Here is a 17,965-nt window from a genome sequence, read left to right as displayed (position 1 = left end):
CAAATCAGGTAAGAAAACATTAGATGACTATCCCCGTACTTTCATTTTTTACTGGAGCTGGCTTACTAGACCTAGGCATGCACAATGCTGGCTTTAATGTTGTTTGGAGGAACGAATATCATCCAGCCTTTATTAAAGGCTTCCAAAGTGGATTTTCATCGCACTTAGGCATCCATACGGATGATTTACCCGTAAATGGCTTATCGATAACTGATCTTACTCCTTACTCAATTCGACAAGAAGCTTTTACCGGAAGACAATGGCCCGAAGCGTTTGGCGTAATTGGCGGCCCACCATGTCCGGACTTCTCTGTAGGAGGAAAAAACAAAGGGGCTGATGGAGACAATGGGCGTTTAACCGGCGTGTACTTTGAGCAAATCAAAGGCTTACAACCAACTTTCTTTATCTTTGAAAACGTAAAAGGTATTTTATCAACCGTGAGGCATCGCAAATACCTTGTCAGCCAACTAGACAAACTAAAAAACGACTATGTATTTGATATTAAAATCTTGAATAGCTTAGACTTAGGCGTCCCTCAAGACAGAGAACGAGTAGTTGTTATTGGCTTTCACAAAGCCTATCTCTCAGATATCACTGATACGATGGAGTTCCGGGAAATAGTTAGAAAAAACGCATTCTTGCTTCAAAATGATCTAGATCGTAATTGCTTCACAATGACATCATGGTTTGATTGGCCTTTTGAAAATAAGTTTGACAACGCTAAATTCAAATATGCTTGGCCAACTACTAATCGTTTTGGTACAGAAATTAGTAAACCAAATGACGTCCCCCTCGAGCTATGTGTTGGACATTATTTAGAGAATTTATCTAATCTGCAAAATCAAGACGAATTTTTCAAACCTATAAGTGACAAATTCCATTCGGTTGAAGAAGGCGATGTATCTCGGAAATCTTTTAAGAGGCTTCATAGATGGCGTTACAGCCCCACGGCAGCGTATGGTAACAATGAAGTTCACTTACACCCATACAAAGCACGTAGACTCTCTGTCAGAGAAGCAATGAAAATTCAAACGATTCCAGACACGTATATACTTCCTCAGGACATGACTTTATCCGACAAATATAAAACTATTGGAAATGGTGTCCCCGTACAACTAGCTCAGTTAGTTGGAGCTAAAGTTATGGAGACATTAGAGAACGAAATGATTTCGGTAGGTAATTAATGAATTTTGATACTGTATTATATGATTTATCTAAACTTGAAGGCCAAGAATTAAAGTCGATAAATGAACAGACTGGTACTATCACAATTACCAACATTAATTATGAATTAAGAAGGTACTCTGTGAAGCCTCAGCACGGGAAAGCTATCACAAGATATTTTGCAGAATTAGAAAAAATTTGGGAACAACTCATTGTATACAAAGCAATAAATGTTGAAGCTGTATTAGAGGGAGCTGGATCAAGTCGACATCATCCAGAAACAGTATTAGCAAATTTAGCGTATGTAGATTATTTCAAATACAAAAGAAAAAAACATCTATATCTACAAGATAGCCCCACCCATGAATTTGGTACTATCAACGAATTACCTAACCCACAATTAAGAGAAGCAAAGCGGGTACTAGATAATCAACAAAAATTTAATCGATCAGAATTTTCTTCCCAATTTCAAAATGCTCTCACTTCATTAAATAATTCTCTAAATGAAGTCATGGTTAAATATCCTGCAGATTTCCAATCTTCCGATCTTCAAAAGGATTTGAATGCATTCAATTTGCTACAAGAAACTATTTCAGGAACAGTTATTAAGAATGAAGATTATTCAGAAAGTTTCGTTTCAAACTCCACGAAAGTAACCTCAAAGCAAAAGTTCAATAATGATGAAGATGGTACGTCAGAAGATATTGACGAAGACATTGATCTACCAAGTGACGATGACGAAGAATTAGGCGAACCACTTGACATAGGTGAAACAAAAGAGCTTTCACAAGCCCGGATAAGATATATCACACCAATGTTTTCTTTGCTTTTTGAAAGAATGCGTTACGAAGAAATTGAACTACAACCAAACTTCCAGAGAAGAGATCGATTATGGAAGCCAAAGGAAAAAAGCGCTTTAATTGAATCTATTTTAATCGGCCTTCCAATTCCAAATTTATATCTTGCAGAACGCCAAAATGGTAAATGGGTTGTAATCGATGGTCTACAGCGCCTAACAACATTAAAAGACTATATGGAAGGTAAGTTCAATCTTTCAGAGCTAAGTATATTAAAAGAACTTGAGGGCATCCCATACAATCAATTAAGCAGGGATTATCAACGTAAGTTCCGAGAATATACACTTCATTGCCATGTGATTTCGATAAAAAGTAATGATGATGACTTGGTAAAAGCTCTTTTCCAACGTATTAATACATACGGTATTCGATTAAGTTATCAAGAAATACGATGTGCTCTATACGAAGGAACTTCCGTTTCTTTTATCCGATACCTTGCAGAAGATGAACCCTTTAAGAAAACCACTTTTGAGAAAATCAGTTACAAGAGAATGCGAGACATGGAACATGTCTTAGGTGCAACCGCATTTATATTGTTTGGTTTTAAAGGCTATGATTATAACAGTTTTGACAAATTTCTTGGCAAAACTATGGAAGAACTAAATAGATTTAAACTTAAAATTTCTGGAGACTTCCTAACATCTCAAGATACAAACACAGCAGACTTGATTTCACCTATATGGAATACAGAAGAAACAGCTACAATCTATACCGAATTGAAAGAAAAAATAGAGCAGGCTTTTATCTTAGCCGAACAAATTTTCGGAGAAAACCGATATCAAAAATCTCCCGCAGACAAAATTGTTATCAGTAAACCTTTATTTGAATTAGTGGTTACCGTGTTTGCTAATTTGAATCAGAACCAGTCAAACACCTTAATTCATAATAAAGACATTTTCAGAACTGAATTTACAAAATTACTAAATGGGCAAAGAAAACCTAAACATGAATGGCAATCGAAAAATTACTTAAACAAAGGTCGTGGTTTCGAATACTCAATAAGCCAATCAACAGGTAAAAAAGTAACTATACTCTATCGTTTTCATAACTTCATTGCACTGGTAGAAGAGATCATAGGTTCTTCTGTGCATATTAATCCAGTTTATGAAAAGTTTGCTGACAAAAATATAATTCTAGAAAACAAATCCTCAGATACAGAAAAATGGATAATTAAAAACGAATATGCTGACCAACTTAAACCTAAAAAACATTAAATGCTTTAGTGAATTAGATATAACCCTTTCAAAGGTGAATGTGCTAACCGGTATCAATGGTGCCGGCAAAAGCTCTCTGATTCAAAGCATCTTGATGGTATCCCAATCTGCAACGAAAGCTTCAATACAATTAAACGGATCTTTAGTTGAGATTGGTGATTATGGTGACTTATTGCATGAAAAAGCTGAAGACGACTACTCTCATATTTCTTTTGCTGTAGATGGAAAAAACGTTACTTGGGGTTATAATAAAGACAACGTTATACCTTCAACTGAAGCCCCTATAGAACTGCCGATACTTGATGGTGAAATAGAACACACTTCAGTTTTTGACAATCTTCTATATATTTCAGCTGAACGTTGGGGGCCTAGAAACAATGTTCCTTTCAATATTGAAAATAAGAATAAGACTTGGTTAGGAAAGCACGGTGAATATACAATTCCTCTATTAGGTGCACTAGATACAGGCGAGCTACCAGGTAAAAATCTCTTAGATAGCAATGATCCTCGCCACCATGAAAATGGAACAAACGACCTAATCACTGAAAATATTTACAGTTGGATGGGAGAAATTTCACCGAATGTACGTGTAAATGCTCAAGTCATAAAAAAAGCAGCAACCGCATACAGTACATTTAGCTTTGGTGACAGCCAAAAACAACATAAAGCATCTAATGTAGGGTTCGGCCTATCTTACGCCTTAAGTGTTGTAACGGCCCTTCTTATAGCTGAACCTGGGAATATCGTTATCATCGAAAACCCGGAAGCGCACCTACACCCAAGAGGACAAAGTAAATTAGGTCAATTAATTGGCTTAACAGCTGAAGCTGGGGTACAGGTTATAATAGAAACTCACAGTGAACATGTAATTAATGGAGCACGTATTTTAGTGCGCAAGAAGATTCTATCGGCTCCCGATTTAAATATCCTCTACTTTCAACGAAACGATTCTGAAAAAAAATCATCATGCCAAAAATTAGACGTAAATGATGTAGGCCAACTTTCAAGTTGGCCCGAAGGTTTCTTCGATCAGCAAGCCATTGACATGAGAACATTGATATCGGGGAAATAGCTTTGGACGGAATAGTTTTTTTTGGCCCGCATAGTATTGATATAACGGCATGGACTGATATTCAGCACGTAGATAATGCATTAAACAATCTAAAATCTTTAATCCGTGTTATCAATAAAAGCGGGTATGCAAAGGTTAAGGTACCAGAAGATTGGGCCGAAGAACCTAACCCTGATTATAATTTCTGGGATGGAATTGAAATTGTTGTTGATGGAAATAGTCAGCTAATGGGGCATATATTTACCGAGTTATATGATCAAACGTTCTCAGAATGTATAGATACCAAAACAAACTACTCGGATGCAGTTTTATACCTAACTGATAATAATCCAGATGAAAAGAAATTACAGTATTATGGTGCCTTCAAATTAGAAAATTTTTGGCCCAGTATTTCAGAGGAAATACATGTATCAGATGAAAATCAATTAAATAAATGGGCGCATGTATACTTAGCGAAAGCCCCAATAAACGAAGATAATTATACTGATAGATGCCAAAAAATATTCCCAAATTTAATTTTTCATCACGATTTTCCAGAAACGTTAAAAAGCCACGGTTCAGCATCTCCTGCAAAAGACGCTAAAGGGAAAAAAATTAGATCCTACGCCAAAGCCCCTGTGCCAGGAATTCAAGGATTCTCAGAGAATGTAACCATTGCTTTAGCAGCTTTGAACACCATTCAGCTAGAAGGCAAAACTACTGAGGAAATCTTATTGGAGGTAAGGGCAGCATCTGGTTTTGACTGTACTCCACAAGGTAGCAACAAAGAGAGGCTAAAATTTCTCCATACACTCTCAGATGGCACACAGAAAACAGTAAACTGCGAATTTCATATCAAATTCAGTTCTAACAATACAAACGACGGTGTTGAATATAAAGAACGTGTTTATTTTGGCTTTGTCGAAGATCAAGACTGCAAAAGAATTTTAGTCGCACACAGTGGCACCCACATTTAATTTCAAAACAAACATTCTACCCAAATTACAACTACTCAAGACTAAATTAAATTTTTAAACCTACTTAAAATGTCATGGATGATGAATTATTAAATACTCTGCTACAAAAGACAGGAAAAGCTCGTTTTGTTGATTGGTTAGAATTCTGCGATGAAGAATTAACCATTAGTCAGACAATCGCAAAAATTCGATCTATTAAAGAGTATGGATACACCTCTAAAAGTTACGAGACTCGGGTTCATAATATCCGAACAATTAAAAAAGCTGATCGCGCAAATGACGCTTTACTCATAGCACTCAACTCCAAGAAACTAGAGCCAAAAATCAAAGAAAAAGCATTCGAGTTAATCGAAAAAGATATTGCTCAAAAAGAACCTTACCTTCCACAATCTACTACAGCTCTTATCTCTCAAATTGACGAAACGGATAAACTCACAAATGTAAAAGCTCGAATTGGACAAGATAAATTTCGACAAGCATTGGTTAAGAAATGGCGAGGATGTTCAGTTACAGGATACAAAGACTGCTCTTTACTTATAGCGTCTCATATTAAGCCATGGCGCCTTTCTAACTCCACAGAACGCCTTGATCCAGAAAACGGCTTATTATTACTACCAAACTTAGACAAGCTATTTGACAGACGCCTTATCAGCTTTAACCATAAAGGTAACATTATGGTTTCACCTCAATTAGTATCCCCGTCCACATTCAATGTATCCAACAACATGAAAATATATATGACCGCAAAATGCGCAGAGTATATGGATTTCCACCGCACAGAGCTTTTTAAGGCATAAGTATTATTTCACAATTACGCACGGGGGATGCAACGGGGGTGCGCAGCGACCCCCTTGCCAAGATGGTACTACCAGTACACATCTTGCGTACGATTTAAAGGACGCTGATTGTTAAACAGGCCCTGAAAAACCAGTGTCGTACAAGTACTATGACACACTGTCATCTTACAAAAATGCTTACTAATATAAACGGCGAATGGTTCATAGAAACTTTATATACACAACAGGGCTAAGTTAAATAGTCATACCTGCTTCTACTCTGCAGCCTCAACATTACCTATTTGCTGGACCTTGAATTTTAAATCTCGAACAATCCACTCACTTTCTGGCTCCGGTAAGTAAGTATTACTCGCCCCCTCTTCCATACCTTTTTCGACATAATCAAGCAAATCATTCACCACAGCTATGGTACTGTTTTGTTTTACCAAATGTACTGAATTATAAAACACCTCCCAGTTCGCCGACAAAAGCGTTTTCCCATCACATTCTTTTTGAAGATTACCTGCAAAATGTCTTGTTAAAATAAAAGTCCGTATCATCGGTTCAGGGAATTTTTTCGGAAGTCTTAGTGTGCTTGATAGGTTATCTGGTCCATTCATACTAAGCCATTCATCAACCGAATTAATCCACCTTTCCACTTGGGAGCTGAGGCGTTCTTTTCTTTGCGTTTCAGCATGTAAATCTTCCCCGTACAAATCTTGATGTTTTAATTGAACAAATAGTATCAAACCAGTTGAAGGTTCGGCGACAACCAAGTCCACATCTGTTAAAGTTTGACCGTCTAACCGAAGTTTAACATTTTGGCGAAAAATCAAATTTGGAAATGCTTCAGACATCACACGCTCAACTGCCGCCTGCATAGATTGTTCTCTCGTCGCCTGATTTTTTGAATAATCTTCTGGGAAGTGCCACCTTAACGAATCAAGTAAAAACTGCATTGGGAAGTGAAATGCCGCAGTCTGGCATCTAATTGCAGCGGTATCAGAAACTCGAATAAGCAATGGCAACGCACACCCTGGTCGATCCAACATCTCTGTACTATCGCGCCCAACTGATAATACCTTGAAGATGGTAGCCGCTTCTTCCGTTGTTGTTTCTGTATAACCGACTAAATCCTCACCTAAAAAATTTATTGCGTCGCGTAAGCTCTCAATAAATGGCTCATTGTCAACCGATATCGTAAGCAGGTTTTCTAAATAAGACTTTTCCTCTTTTTCGGCTAGAGCTTCTGCAAAACGCTCATGCCGGATTGCTGACCCTATTAAAAAAGTTAGAGCATTTAAATATTTCTGGAATTCAATACCTCCAAATTTAAGATCATATTTGAAGCTATCATAACCTCTCTCACCTTTAAGACGATGGAGAGCTATTCCCAAAAAATATGCATCAAGTGTTGGGTCTGCTTCGTAACCGATGTAATGCTCTGCAAAGGGGTAAACCAGTTCTTGTAAAAGGTCTGAGACCTTTTCATGCAATTCTTGAAAAAGCTCGCTTGACATTATCTCTTCGAACTGGCGGTACGACTGAGCTGTATAATGTTCAAATACTGCTTTTTCTAATAAATTTTCATCGTGAATTCTATCTGGCAGAGTGATATCAAATTCTTTTTCATTGGTGAGTTCAATTTTTGCCCGACCTGAAGAAACAGTTTGAGCAACTCTTCTACCATGCTGGATTATACCAATCCCACTCACGCAATTTAAAGCCTTAATGGTTATCTCTTTAGTTCGTGGAAAACAGACAACTGGCACGTCATAAGAAGGACGAGCGTCCAAAGCGAGTTTAATTAACCTAGTTACTCCCAAAGTTAGAATAGAGAATTGTTCATGTTGTTCCGCATTGAGTTCAGCAACTTTCCTAAGATTGTAATCATACCAATCCAACTCATTAACGGCAGCTCGCAAAGCAATACCTAGATTGTCTGTGGCTAGTTCAGCCTGAAATAACTTCTCTTGTTCATTAAGTGCCCGAAAAAAATTTTGAAGTATTTTACCCATGTCTACTCTTTCTGATTCTTAATTCATTTATATAGGAATTTATCGAGCAAAATGGATGTAAAAAACAACTAATATTTGAATTTATTCATCTTTAAAGCCGTGCATACCCGTGTGAAGGGTATGGCGTGTCCTGAGATATAGGTGTAGTGAACTGAGGTGAGTTTAGGTTTTATATTCCGAGGCTTAATTGGGGTATTTCTTCATCCCCATTATCATCGCTGAGGTTAGAAATACCAATTCCTATCAGGCGCACAGTTTTTACAAGTTCAACCTTATCCAGCAAGTGAATACCTAGGCGCAGGATTTCATCAATATCTGCGGTCGGATGATCAATGGTTATTGAACGGGTGATCGATTTAAAATCAGAGTATTTGATTTTAAGGGTGATGGTTTTACCTGATGCCTTGGCTTTCTCAATACGGGTATCAAGGGACTCTGACATATCTCTTAATTCGTCAGCGAGGGTATTCTTATCCATGGTGTCTTGGCGAAAGGTGTTTTCAACGCTGATCGATTTACGCTCAAGGTCCGGATTTACAGCCCGGTTATCGTTACCTCTGACGATATGATAATAGCGGATACCAGCTTTGCCAAAACGCTGATGAAGTTCATGCTCACTAAGCTGCTTTAAATCTGCCCCTGTATAGATATCCAGCTTGTGCATTTTGGCCGCGGTGGCTTTGCCAATACCGTGAAACTTTTCAATTTTCATGGCTTCAAGAAACGCAGGTGCATCTTCTGGTAAAATCACTTTCATACCGTTTGGCTTATTTATGTCTGACGCAGTCTTTGCCAAAAACTTATTGAAAGAAATACCGGCAGATGAGGTCAGACCTGTATCCTCGAAAATCCGTTCTCTGATTTCCTTGGCAACTTGTGTCGCATACGGAATGTCATGCTTATTTTCTGTTACATCCAGATAAGCCTCATCCAACGACAGAGGCTCAACCAGATCCGTATAATCATTAAAGATAGCTCGTATTTTCCGAGAAGCTTCGCGGTAAGCATCAAAATTGGATGGAACAAATATAATGTCAGGACATAGCTCTTGAGCTTTGCGACCCGGCATGGCTGATCGAACGCCATAGGCCCGAGCTTCGTAACTGGCGGTCATTACTACGCCTCGCTCACCACCGCCACCAACTGCAATGGGTTTTCCGCGCAACTCAGGATTATCGCGCTGTGCAACGGAAGCATAAAACGCATCCATATCAATATGTATGATCTTCCTGATACTCATGTGAACACTTCTATTTTATTAGAATCAAACTAGCATATGTTCTTATTTTGTTCCAAATGATATTTGAGGTCATTCACTTTGAAAGCTGTGCATATCCATGTGGGGGATATGGCCTGCGGAAATCCTATCTGTTTTACTGAAAGTCAATCTGGGCTTAACAACCCAGCAAACGCAAAAACGGCCTTTCTTGAGGGTCGGATGACGGTGAAATAGGACTAGAGCAATCTGGTCTAATACATCGTGCTGCACGCGTTTGCGCAGTTGTTAACGTCCGGCCTACCAGAAAAAGAAAGGACTACTGTATGGCCAAAGACAATTTCAACGAACTACTCAGGAAGATAAGCAAGATGGAAGCGGACGATTGCGGACGTTTGTTATCTGCCTATTTAAACCTGCCTTCATCGGAAGATAGAAAGCTGGTTATCCGGTTCGCAGAAACCTTGATTAAACCTAGTGACAGGTATCATTGATTGCTGCGATTGCTCTGGAAAGTGTTGATCTATCAACGCCAAAACGTGGTGCAAGATCGGTTAATGTCATACCGTTTTTATGCAGGGCATATGCCTGCTTAATCTGGTTGATTGTTAGCTTCCTTGGTCTACCCAATATGGTTCCGCGTTCTTTGGCTGCAAGCATGCCTGCTTTGGTACGCTCTCTGATTAGTTCACGCTCGAATTCAGCAAGTGCGCCCATAATATGGAACACAAGTTTCCCTGATGGTGTCGTGGTATCAATCCCGTCCGTCAGAGAGCAAAATCCAGCGCCTCGTTCGCGCAAGGTGTCTACCAGCTGAATAAGGAAGCCCAATGAGCGGCCTAGCCTGTCGAGTTTCCAGACCATAAACACGTCATTTTTCCCTGTTGCTTTGATCGCAGCATCAAGGCCGTGGCGATTAGATTTAACGCCACTCACACCATGATCTTTATAGATTGCTTCACAGCCAGCGGCAGTGAGTGCGTCTAGTTGGAGATCAAGGCTTTGATCCTCGGTAGAAACGCGGGCATATCCTATCTTCATATATGAAGGATAGGGCTTTAGCGGATTGATTTAAAAGGGAAAAGAGACTCTTGATACGTGTAAGTCGTGCAAAAAGGCTCCATTATGCACGGGGGCTGAATTTGCACGCATCGACTCGATACATACGACTGTATGTTTAGCAAGTCGTTGGATTTCCTACCTACGTTCAAAAGCTGAATCTGTCAATTTATAGTTATGAAAAACGGGAGAAATGGAGGGTTTTAACTCGAAGGAATTATTCATCATGAAATATCTATTTATGATGTTCTTATTATTAGGGTTAGCCGCCTGTGATAGCTATCCCGAACCAATCACCCCGGACACATTAAAAGCAGCAATTGAAGAGAAGGAATTTGATTCAGATACGCCTGTCATTCAATTGGATGACGTTGAGGTTTTGGCATTTGATAATGAAGGCTCAGATGCAGAACCAGAATATAAAGTGCGATTGAAGCTTCACGTCTCTACCATCGAAGGCGTCGCCAAAACTATCTATGAAATTAGTGACAGTAATCCAGCAAACCTACCCAAGCAGAATGTTATTGCGGTTCTTTATCCCAAAGGGACAAAGGGTGAGAAAGAAGCTGTCATGATGGTTAAGAAAGACAAAAATGGCTCTTGGTACTATGGCACCCATAGAGCGAAGATCAGTGACGCCCTGAAACATTACTATGACCATAACGGCACACGTACTTCGTGGGATGGTTATAAGAATGCCCTGATCCTTGATACACCGGAAGAACTAGCCTTCCGTAAGAAGGCAGATGCGGCATATGCGAAGGCTGGAAAGAAGTTCGGGTTTTCAGGTGAAACCATTGAAGAAGTAGTCGCCGAGAAAAAACAAGAATACGGCCTATAACTACACCCACAAATTCAGGCGGCTTTATAGCCGCCCTTTTTTCATCGTCCCCTGCTCTTTGATTTCGTTTTTTCTTTCGGGCTTCCAAGTTCTTTTGTTTGGGACAGTTTGTTAAGCTTGGCCTTAAGCCTCTCCAAAGCACGGCTCTCCCTATCCCTTGTATCTGTCTTACCAGTTTCCTTATGCTTCTTATAATATTTAGAAACTTTAGCTGATTGCTCGGGGCCATTTTTCTCCTGCTGGAATAGCTGCGGATATGTAACGCGTTCGAGTTTTAATTGATCTTGTTCACGTCCAGCTTCTTTAGCTACCTCCATAGGCAGGCGATCAAAGTTATCCCGCATCCAGGGTGCATTGCTTGGTTGTGACGTAGTGATCTCATACGTAAGGCCAGATTTATCCACCGCAGACCAATGTAACGGTGTCATCCCCTTTTCATCCTGCTTTTCAAGTAAGCTTGGATCTTTCTGCACAGAGGCATAGAGACCAACGCCGTCACCATTCTTGATCAGATCAAATACAGCGCCATCATGAGCTTGCCCCTTTGCGGCCTCTCGCTCTTTCTCTTTGGTGGGTAATTTATCGAAATACGCCTTTAATGCTTCGAAGCGTTCTTGTGCTTGATCACTCATTGCTCAAGCTCCTGCATGGTGATCGCTTGGGTCATTACATCCCTTAAAATGATTAAGGTCTTTTGATCCTGCTTAATAGCAACGCCCCTTACCGGGTATTCAATATCAAGGGTAAAGTCATTTAGAGGTTTATGGCTATCTTCCTGAGGGATTGAAGCATATGCAAACTCCTTCCCTTCCTCGGTGGTTATATCAATCACCATGTCACCGATTTTATGCTGACCTGAATTTGGGGCTGACTGAGCGCCCCCATAGCGAACGAAGGCAGCACCAAATATATCATCCTCGGCATACTGACCGGTGATGTCTTGATGACCGTATTTCTTATTCAGATATAAATGGAGGCACGCCCAGAACTCGTAGCGTGGGTTGTAAAGCTTTTTGAGCATATTATCCATTGTCTGGTGACGCAGCTTTGATAGCCAGTCTTCTGACACACCTGTTTTCTCAATATAGCGTGCAACAAGTTTCATATAGGTAGGGAGCTTAACGCCAGCAGCTTTCCAGTCCTCAAGCATTAACTGTCTGATACGTTCCTGCTGTGCTGGGGAGTAGTGGCTATCAAGCCCATGCGCTGCCACATCAAATGCCATACTTATGTACCCCCAACAAAATCACTCAGTTTGTAAACTTCCGTAAACTTTACAGGACTTAACAGGCAGTCCTTAGACTTATCCATAGTTCACATGGCAAGTTTTCAATCAGCGAAAATACAATCGCAAGCAAAAAATATCTCTATTGAGATGTAATTTTTTTCAAGTGTGGGCGAATACATGCCCTCGCAAACTATAAAAAGAAAGTAGAAGACATGAATGAACATGCCCCAATCCCAGACCCACTACCCGCTGACTCTCCTGAACTCGAAAAGTATCGCCATCACCTGGACGAGTTTGATCTGACCGAAGAGCAAAAGCAGGAATTGCTCATCACACTCTGGCAGATCATGACCCAATTTGTTGACCTGGGTTTTGGCAGAGATGCAACCACTCTCGCCCTTAAAGCTATCTGTGGAGAAGACTTTGAAGCAGCCCCATTAGATGACGAGTATGACTTATACTTGAAGGATAAATTAACAACAGAAAGCGAGGACAAATAATGCCCCAACAACCAGCTGTAATCTACTGCCGTGTGTCGAATGTAAAACAGACCACACGCGGCAATGGTCTCTCTTCTCAGGAAACGCGTTGTCGTGAATATGCGAAGTATAAAGGCCATAAAGTCGTTAAGGTATTTAACGACGACACGTCAGGCTCTCTGACTGCACGAACAGGTATGCAAGCCATGCTTAATTATCTAAGTGCTAATAGAAAAGGTAGCGGTCACATCGTTATCATTGACGATATCTCTCGTCTTGCTCGTGGGCTGGATGCTCACTTGCAGCTTCGAGCTGATATTGCGACTGCTGGCGGTGTGCTCGAAAGCCCTTCTATTGAGTTTGGTGAAGACTCAGACTCTATTCTTGTAGAGAACCTTCTTGCCTCTGTATCGCAACACCAGCGACAGAAGAACGGCGAGCAAACCAAGAACCGTATGCGTGCGCGTGCGATGAATGGTTATTGGGTGTTTATGCCCCCGATAGGCTATCGCTATGAGAAAGTAGCGGGTCATGGCAAGTTGCTTGTAAGAGACGAACCTTACGCAACTATTCTAGCTGAAGCTTTGAATGGATTTGCATCAGGACGCTTTGAAACAAAAGCCGAAGCGAAGCGTTTCCTGGAAAAGCAACCTTATTTCAGTAAAGGGATCGCACGTCATCAACGGATATACGAGCTTCTTAATCGTCCTATCTATGCAGGCTATATTGAAATCCCTGATTGGGATGTCTCTTTGAGAAAAGGTCATCATGAGCCTCTGATTAAATTCCAGACATATCAAAAGATACAGGAACGCCTGAAGAAAGGTGCCAAAGCACCTGCAGTCGCGGATATCAGAGAAGACTTCCCTTTACGCGGTTTCATTACCTGTGGTGATTGCGGTCATCCTTTAACCGCTTGTTGGTCTAAAGGTAGAAATAAGAGCTATCCTTATTATCTTTGCTTTATTAAAGGCTGTGAAAGCTACCGAAAGTCTATCCGTAAAGAGCTAATTGAGAAAGAGTTCGAAACGCTTTTAGGCAAGTTGCAGCCATCAGAATCGTTAGCGACGCTTGCAGCAGATATGTTTCGTGATTTATGGGACATGTCAGTGTCAAAAGCCACGCAACTCAAGGCTTGCGTGAAAAGAGACTTGAATTCTATCGACAAACAAATCGATGAGTTGATGGACCTCCTCGCAGATTCGGATAGTAAAACTGTCGTCAAAGCATATGAACGTAAAATCCAAAGACTTGAAAATACCAAGTTTGAGTTGCGTGAACAGCTTGCAGATATGCACAAACCCAAGCATACCTTCGAGCAAATGTTCGAACACGCGATGACCTACCTCTCAAACCCGCAGAAAATATGGAATTCCCCCAAATTGGTGGACAAAAGAACGGTCCTAAGACTGACGTTTGCAGACAAATTAGCGTTCAAGCGCGGTGAAGGTTTTCGAACACCAGCGTACGCCTTGCCATTCAAGGCTTTGAGGGAGATTTGTGGGGAAAATTTTGAGATGGCGCACCCAAGAGGATTCGAACCTCTGGCCTCTGCCTTCGGAGGGCAGCGCTCTATCCAGCTGAGCTATGGGTGCGCATCAGTTGGTGGCGCGGACACTACACGGCAATGAAGCCACCTTCAAGTTTCTTTTCGCATCATATGCAATCCATACCTTTTAATGCTCAAAGGGAACATCGCCCGCGAACTGTTTCTTCTTCACGGTAAGCTCAAGGAAGCGTGAATCACCCCACCAAACGCGAGAATTTTACCACCACAGCAGTTTACACGAATCACCCTTGTGGTTAAAAGGCCGTTAAGGCTTATAATATTATTGCGCAAAACTGAACAATACCCATCAAATGAATCGCCTGTGATACCTTTTATCAGCAAAAAATTGCTTTCCTGATTTTGGTAACCTTTTGGTTACGAATTCCCCGTAGAACCGCCCGCAAATCCCCCAGGTTTTGATTGAAATTTATAGGAAACGTGATGACAAACCTTATTAAAGTACTAGTTCTGGCAACATTCTGCGCACTAGCAAGTACGACAGCTGTATTCGCTGTTGAAGATATGACAGCATGGAAAAAAGCTGTTGCAAAAAAAGTAGCCAAAAATCAGCGCTACCCACGTTCTGCTCTTGCTCGCGAAATTGAAGGTAAAGCAAAAATTCGCCTGACAGTTGCTGCTGACGGCGCAATTAAAGCGCACGAAGTAATCGAAGAAACTGGTGCTGCTGTTCTTGACCGCGAAATCCCGAAACTGGTTAAGCGCCTGAACCCACTGCCATCACTACCTGCAGGCCAGGAAGAACTTTCTTTCGTTCTTCCACTAGACTGGCGTCTAGACTAATACCCGCATTTTCCCCCAGAGAATGTGCAAAAAGCCCGGCTTCCTCCCTGCCGGGCTTTTCTTTTTCTAAAACCGAATGCTAGTTAGGCTACCCGGTCAGATACTGTTCGGCTGAAAGGGATAAGCGTGGTCTCATAGCTGCCTTCAGCTAGTTCAGGATAATCCGGCGTATAGTGAAGGCCACGGCTTTCCTTGCGCATCTGTGCTGAACGCACAATAAGATCAGCCACTGTCACCAAATTCCTCAATTCAAGCAGATCAGCGGTTACCCGAAAATTGCCGTAATATTCCTGAATTTCGGCAGCCAGAAGATCAACCCGGCGCTTAGCGCGGGCAAGGCGTTTGTCTGTACGTACAATACCCACATAATCCCACATAAAGCGGCGCAGCTCTTTCCAGTTATGACTTACCACTACTTCTTCATCAGAATCTGTTACCTGGCTTTCATCCCACGGCCGCACAATTGCTGGTGCCTGAAGATCTGCCGCATTTTCAAGAATATCATCCGCCGCAGCATTTCCCATCACAAGGCACTCAAGAAGGCTGTTTGACGCCATTCGGTTGGCCCCGTGAAGACCAGTGTGCGCACATTCACCAATGGCATAAAGCTGGCTTAGGTCTGTGCGGGACTTCATATCAATATGAATACCGCCGCAGGTATAATGCGCGGCAGGCACCACCGGGATCAGGTCAGACGTGATATCAATCCCCAGTGATTGGCAGTAGCGGTAAATGTTCGGGAAATGCGAGATCACGAAATCTGCATCCTTGTGGGTGATATCAAGCCATACATTATCGACACCTGTGCGTTTCATTTCGCTATCGATAGCGCGAGCTACAATGTCTCTTGGTGCTAGTTCAGCCCTCTCATCATACTTGGGCATAAAACGTTCACCGTCCTTGCCACGAAGCACAGCTCCCTCACCACGCATAGCCTCGGTAATCAAGAAGGTTTTTGCGTCTGGATGATAAAGGCATGTCGGGTGGAACTGGTTAAACTCCATGTTGGTTACGCGGCAACCTGCTCGCCACGCCATGGCAATACCGTCCCCTGTGCTGGCATCAGGATTACTGCTGTAGAGATACACCCTTGACGCACCACCTGTGGCAAGAATAGTGGACCGAGCAGAAAAGGTTTCCACGCCACCCGTTTTCAAATTAAGCACATAAAGCCCGTGGGCCTGGTCCGTGTAACCACCCTGCTTTTCCAAATGGCGATTGGTGATCACATCTACCGCTACATGATATTCATAGATATCAATATTTGGGTGCGCCAGAACCTGCTCATTCAGGGTTTTCTGAACGGCTTTTCCTGTAGCGTCTGCTGCATGGATAATCCGCCGGTGGCTATGGCCACCTTCTCGAGTAAGGTGGTAATCATAGCCGTCTTCATGGGCTTGATTGGCACGGTCAAACTCCACACCCAGATCGATAAGGCCTTCGATGGCCTCCCGGCCACGTTCCACCACAAAACGCACCGCCTCTTCATTACAGAGCCCGGCGCCCGCAACCAGCGTGTCATCAATATGGCTTTGGATACTGTCCGTGGCTTCAAGAACCGCCGCAATACCGCCCTGCGCCCAGCGGGTTGAACCGCCCGACATCGGGCCTTTGGATAGCACAGCCACTTTCATATGCGGTGCAAGCTTAAGGGCTGCGGTCAAACCCGCCGCACCAGTGCCCGCAATCACAACATCATAGATGTGCTTCATGCCGCTTTGCCTTCTTTCTTACTCGTAAGCTGAAGGAAGATATCCTCAAGGTCGGTCTCGTTGGTTGAGATATCATTGATCGTCAGCCCCGCTTTTTGAACTGCAGCCAGCACAGCGCCAACGTTCGCGTCGCTTTGGTTAATCTGAACCGCAAGTTCATGTTCACCGCGCAGATGGCTATTGAAATCAGCAAGCTCGGTCGGGATCGCGCCCAAAGTTTCACCAACCTTGATCACCACTTCTTTCTCATCAATCCGCTTCAGAAGCTGTTCGGTTGATTCAGAACATACCACTTCACCGTGGTTGATGATGGCGATGGTATCACAAAGCTCTTCCGCTTCTTCAAGATAGTGAGTGGTCAGCACAATAGTGGTGCCGCGGGAGTGCAGTTCGCGCACATAATCCCAGAGCTGCTGCCTAAGCTCAATATCAACACCCGCTGTTGGTTCATCAAGCACTAGAACAGGCGGGTTATGTACAAGCGCCTTAGCAACCAAAAGACGACGTTTCATACCACCAGAAAGGGAGCGAGAATAAGCATCCGCTTTATCATATAGATGCACAGCCTTCAGCAGTTCCTCTGTACGGCGGTCTTCTTTTGGTACACCATACATACCGGCCTGTACCTCAAGCATCTCGCGCGGGGTAAAAAACGCATCAAACATCAATTCCTGCGGCACGATACCAATGTTCGCACGCGCATTTCGTGGGTTTTCATCAATATCAAAACCCCAGATTTTAGCATCTCCCGCTGTTTTATTCACAAGGCCTGCAAGGATGTTAATCGTGGTTGATTTACCAGCACCGTTCGGCCCCAACAGCCCAAACATGGACCCTTGCGGAATTTCAAGATCAATCCCTTTGAGCGCAACTTTATCTTCAGCACCGCCACGGCCTTTATAAACTTTCTTCAAGCCTTTGATTTCAATTGCATTTCCGCTCACACCAAAATCCTTTACAAACTTAACCGGGCAGCATGGTATAAAATTCACTGCCATATGCACCACACCGCTTGTACGCCGC

The 17,965-nt window shown here is 42.2% G+C and carries 16 protein-coding genes, 1 tRNA gene and 1 pseudogene; 10 read left to right on the top strand and 8 right to left on the bottom strand.

Features of this window, described 5'->3' with window-relative positions; genetic code table 11:
• Nucleotides 1-23: 23 nt before the first annotated feature.
• The 5 genes from KFE96_RS03005 (at nt 24) to KFE96_RS02985 (ending at nt 6,060) form a co-directional block, all read left to right on the top strand.
• Nucleotides 24-1,184, top strand: coding sequence for a DNA cytosine methyltransferase (locus KFE96_RS03005; protein WP_255834527.1), 1,161 nt, complete (start codon nt 24-26; stop codon nt 1,182-1,184).
• Nucleotides 1,184-3,235, top strand: coding sequence for a DUF262 domain-containing protein (locus tag KFE96_RS03000; RefSeq protein WP_255834526.1), 2,052 nt, complete (start codon nt 1,184-1,186; stop codon nt 3,233-3,235). The genes KFE96_RS03005 and KFE96_RS03000 overlap by 1 nt, the downstream gene beginning before the upstream one ends.
• Nucleotides 3,204-4,307, top strand: a complete 1,104-nt coding sequence (locus tag KFE96_RS02995) for a DUF3696 domain-containing protein (protein ID WP_255834525.1) — start codon at nt 3,204-3,206, stop codon at nt 4,305-4,307. The genes KFE96_RS03000 and KFE96_RS02995 overlap by 32 nt, the downstream gene beginning before the upstream one ends.
• A gap of 2 nt (nt 4,308-4,309) precedes the next feature.
• Complete coding sequence (locus tag KFE96_RS02990; protein WP_255834524.1) at nt 4,310-5,263, top strand: hypothetical protein; 954 nt, start codon at nt 4,310-4,312, stop codon at nt 5,261-5,263.
• Between the two features lie 74 nt (nt 5,264-5,337).
• Complete coding sequence (locus KFE96_RS02985; protein WP_255834523.1) at nt 5,338-6,060, top strand: HNH endonuclease; 723 nt, start codon at nt 5,338-5,340, stop codon at nt 6,058-6,060.
• A 254-nt stretch (nt 6,061-6,314) separates the two neighbouring features.
• On the opposite strand, the gene KFE96_RS02980 is transcribed toward KFE96_RS02985, so the two are convergent.
• Together KFE96_RS02980 and dinB are read right to left on the bottom strand one after the other, a co-directional pair.
• Nucleotides 6,315-8,057, bottom strand: coding sequence for a hypothetical protein (locus KFE96_RS02980; RefSeq protein WP_255834522.1), 1,743 nt, complete (start codon nt 8,055-8,057; stop codon nt 6,315-6,317).
• 169 nt (nt 8,058-8,226) lie between these two features.
• Nucleotides 8,227-9,297 carry a DNA polymerase IV gene (dinB, locus tag KFE96_RS02975; protein WP_255834521.1) on the bottom strand — a complete coding sequence of 357 codons (1,071 nt, stop codon included), beginning with the start codon at nt 9,295-9,297 and terminating at the stop codon, nt 8,227-8,229.
• 302 nt (nt 9,298-9,599) lie between these two features.
• Between dinB and KFE96_RS02970 the strand changes: the two genes are divergently transcribed.
• Complete coding sequence (locus KFE96_RS02970) at nt 9,600-9,767, top strand: hypothetical protein (RefSeq protein WP_255834520.1); 168 nt, start codon at nt 9,600-9,602, stop codon at nt 9,765-9,767.
• On the opposite strand, the gene KFE96_RS02965 is transcribed toward KFE96_RS02970, so the two are convergent.
• On the bottom strand, nt 9,748-10,314 hold the full coding sequence (locus KFE96_RS02965) for a recombinase family protein (protein WP_255834519.1): 567 nt from the start codon (nt 10,312-10,314) through the stop codon (nt 9,748-9,750). The two genes, KFE96_RS02970 and KFE96_RS02965, sit on opposite strands and share 20 nt — an antisense overlap.
• Before the next feature lie 244 nt (nt 10,315-10,558).
• Here KFE96_RS02965 and KFE96_RS02960 point away from each other — a divergent pair, with 244 nt between their 5' ends.
• On the top strand, nt 10,559-11,173 hold the full coding sequence (locus KFE96_RS02960) for a hypothetical protein (protein WP_255834518.1): 615 nt from the start codon (nt 10,559-10,561) through the stop codon (nt 11,171-11,173).
• Nucleotides 11,174-11,214: 41 nt separating this feature from the next.
• On the opposite strand, the gene KFE96_RS02955 is transcribed toward KFE96_RS02960, so the two are convergent.
• Nucleotides 11,215-11,805, bottom strand: a complete 591-nt coding sequence (locus KFE96_RS02955; protein ID WP_255834517.1) for a hypothetical protein — start codon at nt 11,803-11,805, stop codon at nt 11,215-11,217.
• Nucleotides 11,802-12,398 (bottom strand): hypothetical protein, encoded by a 597-nt coding sequence (locus tag KFE96_RS02950; protein ID WP_255834516.1) that lies wholly within the window; start codon nt 12,396-12,398, stop codon nt 11,802-11,804. The genes KFE96_RS02955 and KFE96_RS02950 overlap by 4 nt, the downstream gene beginning before the upstream one ends.
• A 215-nt stretch (nt 12,399-12,613) precedes the next feature.
• On the opposite strand from KFE96_RS02950, the gene KFE96_RS02945 reads away from it, so the two are divergent.
• Nucleotides 12,614-12,901, top strand: a complete 288-nt coding sequence (locus tag KFE96_RS02945) for a hypothetical protein (RefSeq protein WP_255834515.1) — start codon at nt 12,614-12,616, stop codon at nt 12,899-12,901.
• Nucleotides 12,901-13,899, top strand: a pseudogene (locus tag KFE96_RS18240) (recombinase family protein); the annotation flags it as partial. The gene KFE96_RS02945 and the pseudogene KFE96_RS18240, both read left to right, overlap by 1 nt.
• 499 nt (nt 13,900-14,398) lie before the next feature.
• On the opposite strand, the gene KFE96_RS02940 reads toward KFE96_RS18240, so the two are convergent.
• Nucleotides 14,399-14,475 (bottom strand) — tRNA-Arg (locus KFE96_RS02940).
• 395 nt (nt 14,476-14,870) lie between these two features.
• Between KFE96_RS02940 and KFE96_RS02935 the strand changes: the two genes are divergently transcribed.
• Complete coding sequence (locus KFE96_RS02935) at nt 14,871-15,230, top strand: energy transducer TonB (RefSeq protein ID WP_247019114.1); 360 nt, start codon at nt 14,871-14,873, stop codon at nt 15,228-15,230.
• Between the two features lie 83 nt (nt 15,231-15,313).
• On the opposite strand, the gene nadB is transcribed toward KFE96_RS02935, so the two are convergent.
• On the bottom strand, nt 15,314-16,942 hold the full coding sequence (gene nadB, locus KFE96_RS02930; protein WP_255834514.1) for an L-aspartate oxidase: 1,629 nt from the start codon (nt 16,940-16,942) through the stop codon (nt 15,314-15,316).
• The gene (locus KFE96_RS02925) at nt 16,939-17,886 is read right to left on the bottom strand and encodes an ABC transporter ATP-binding protein (protein ID WP_255834513.1); all 948 of its coding nucleotides are present in this window, start codon (nt 17,884-17,886) and stop codon (nt 16,939-16,941) included. Before KFE96_RS02925 ends, nadB begins: the two co-directional genes overlap by 4 nt.
• Nucleotides 17,887-17,965: the final 79 nt, after the last annotated feature.

The organism is Kordiimonas sp. SCSIO 12603 (assembly GCF_024398035.1).
GTDB lineage: Bacteria > Pseudomonadota > Alphaproteobacteria > Sphingomonadales > Kordiimonadaceae > Kordiimonas.
Note: the sequence above shows the minus strand (reverse complement) of the source record. Positions and strands in the feature narration are given on the sequence as shown.

Bases quoted from the DNA above. Each gene is read 5' to 3' on its own strand.
- KFE96_RS03000 (WP_255834526.1), top strand. From the start codon at position 1,184: ATGAATTTTGATACTGTATTATATGATTTATCTAAACTTGAAGGCCAA.
- KFE96_RS02960 (WP_255834518.1), top strand. From the start codon at position 10,559: ATGAAATATCTATTTATGATGTTCTTATTATTAGGGTTAGCCGCCTGT.
- nadB (WP_255834514.1), bottom strand. From the start codon at position 16,942: ATGAAGCACATCTATGATGTTGTGATTGCGGGCACTGGTGCGGCGGGT.
- KFE96_RS03005 (WP_255834527.1), top strand. From the start codon at position 24: ATGACTATCCCCGTACTTTCATTTTTTACTGGAGCTGGCTTACTAGAC.
- KFE96_RS02995 (WP_255834525.1), top strand. From the start codon at position 3,204: ATGCTGACCAACTTAAACCTAAAAAACATTAAATGCTTTAGTGAATTA.
- KFE96_RS02980 (WP_255834522.1), bottom strand. From the start codon at position 8,057: ATGGGTAAAATACTTCAAAATTTTTTTCGGGCACTTAATGAACAAGAG.
- KFE96_RS02985 (WP_255834523.1), top strand. From the start codon at position 5,338: ATGGATGATGAATTATTAAATACTCTGCTACAAAAGACAGGAAAAGCT.
- KFE96_RS02945 (WP_255834515.1), top strand. From the start codon at position 12,614: ATGAATGAACATGCCCCAATCCCAGACCCACTACCCGCTGACTCTCCT.
- KFE96_RS02950 (WP_255834516.1), bottom strand. From the start codon at position 12,398: ATGGCATTTGATGTGGCAGCGCATGGGCTTGATAGCCACTACTCCCCA.
- KFE96_RS02955 (WP_255834517.1), bottom strand. From the start codon at position 11,805: ATGAGTGATCAAGCACAAGAACGCTTCGAAGCATTAAAGGCGTATTTC.
- KFE96_RS02935 (WP_247019114.1), top strand. From the start codon at position 14,871: ATGACAAACCTTATTAAAGTACTAGTTCTGGCAACATTCTGCGCACTA.
- KFE96_RS02965 (WP_255834519.1), bottom strand. From the start codon at position 10,314: ATGAAGATAGGATATGCCCGCGTTTCTACCGAGGATCAAAGCCTTGAT.
- dinB (WP_255834521.1), bottom strand. From the start codon at position 9,297: ATGAGTATCAGGAAGATCATACATATTGATATGGATGCGTTTTATGCT.
- KFE96_RS02970 (WP_255834520.1), top strand. From the start codon at position 9,600: ATGGCCAAAGACAATTTCAACGAACTACTCAGGAAGATAAGCAAGATG.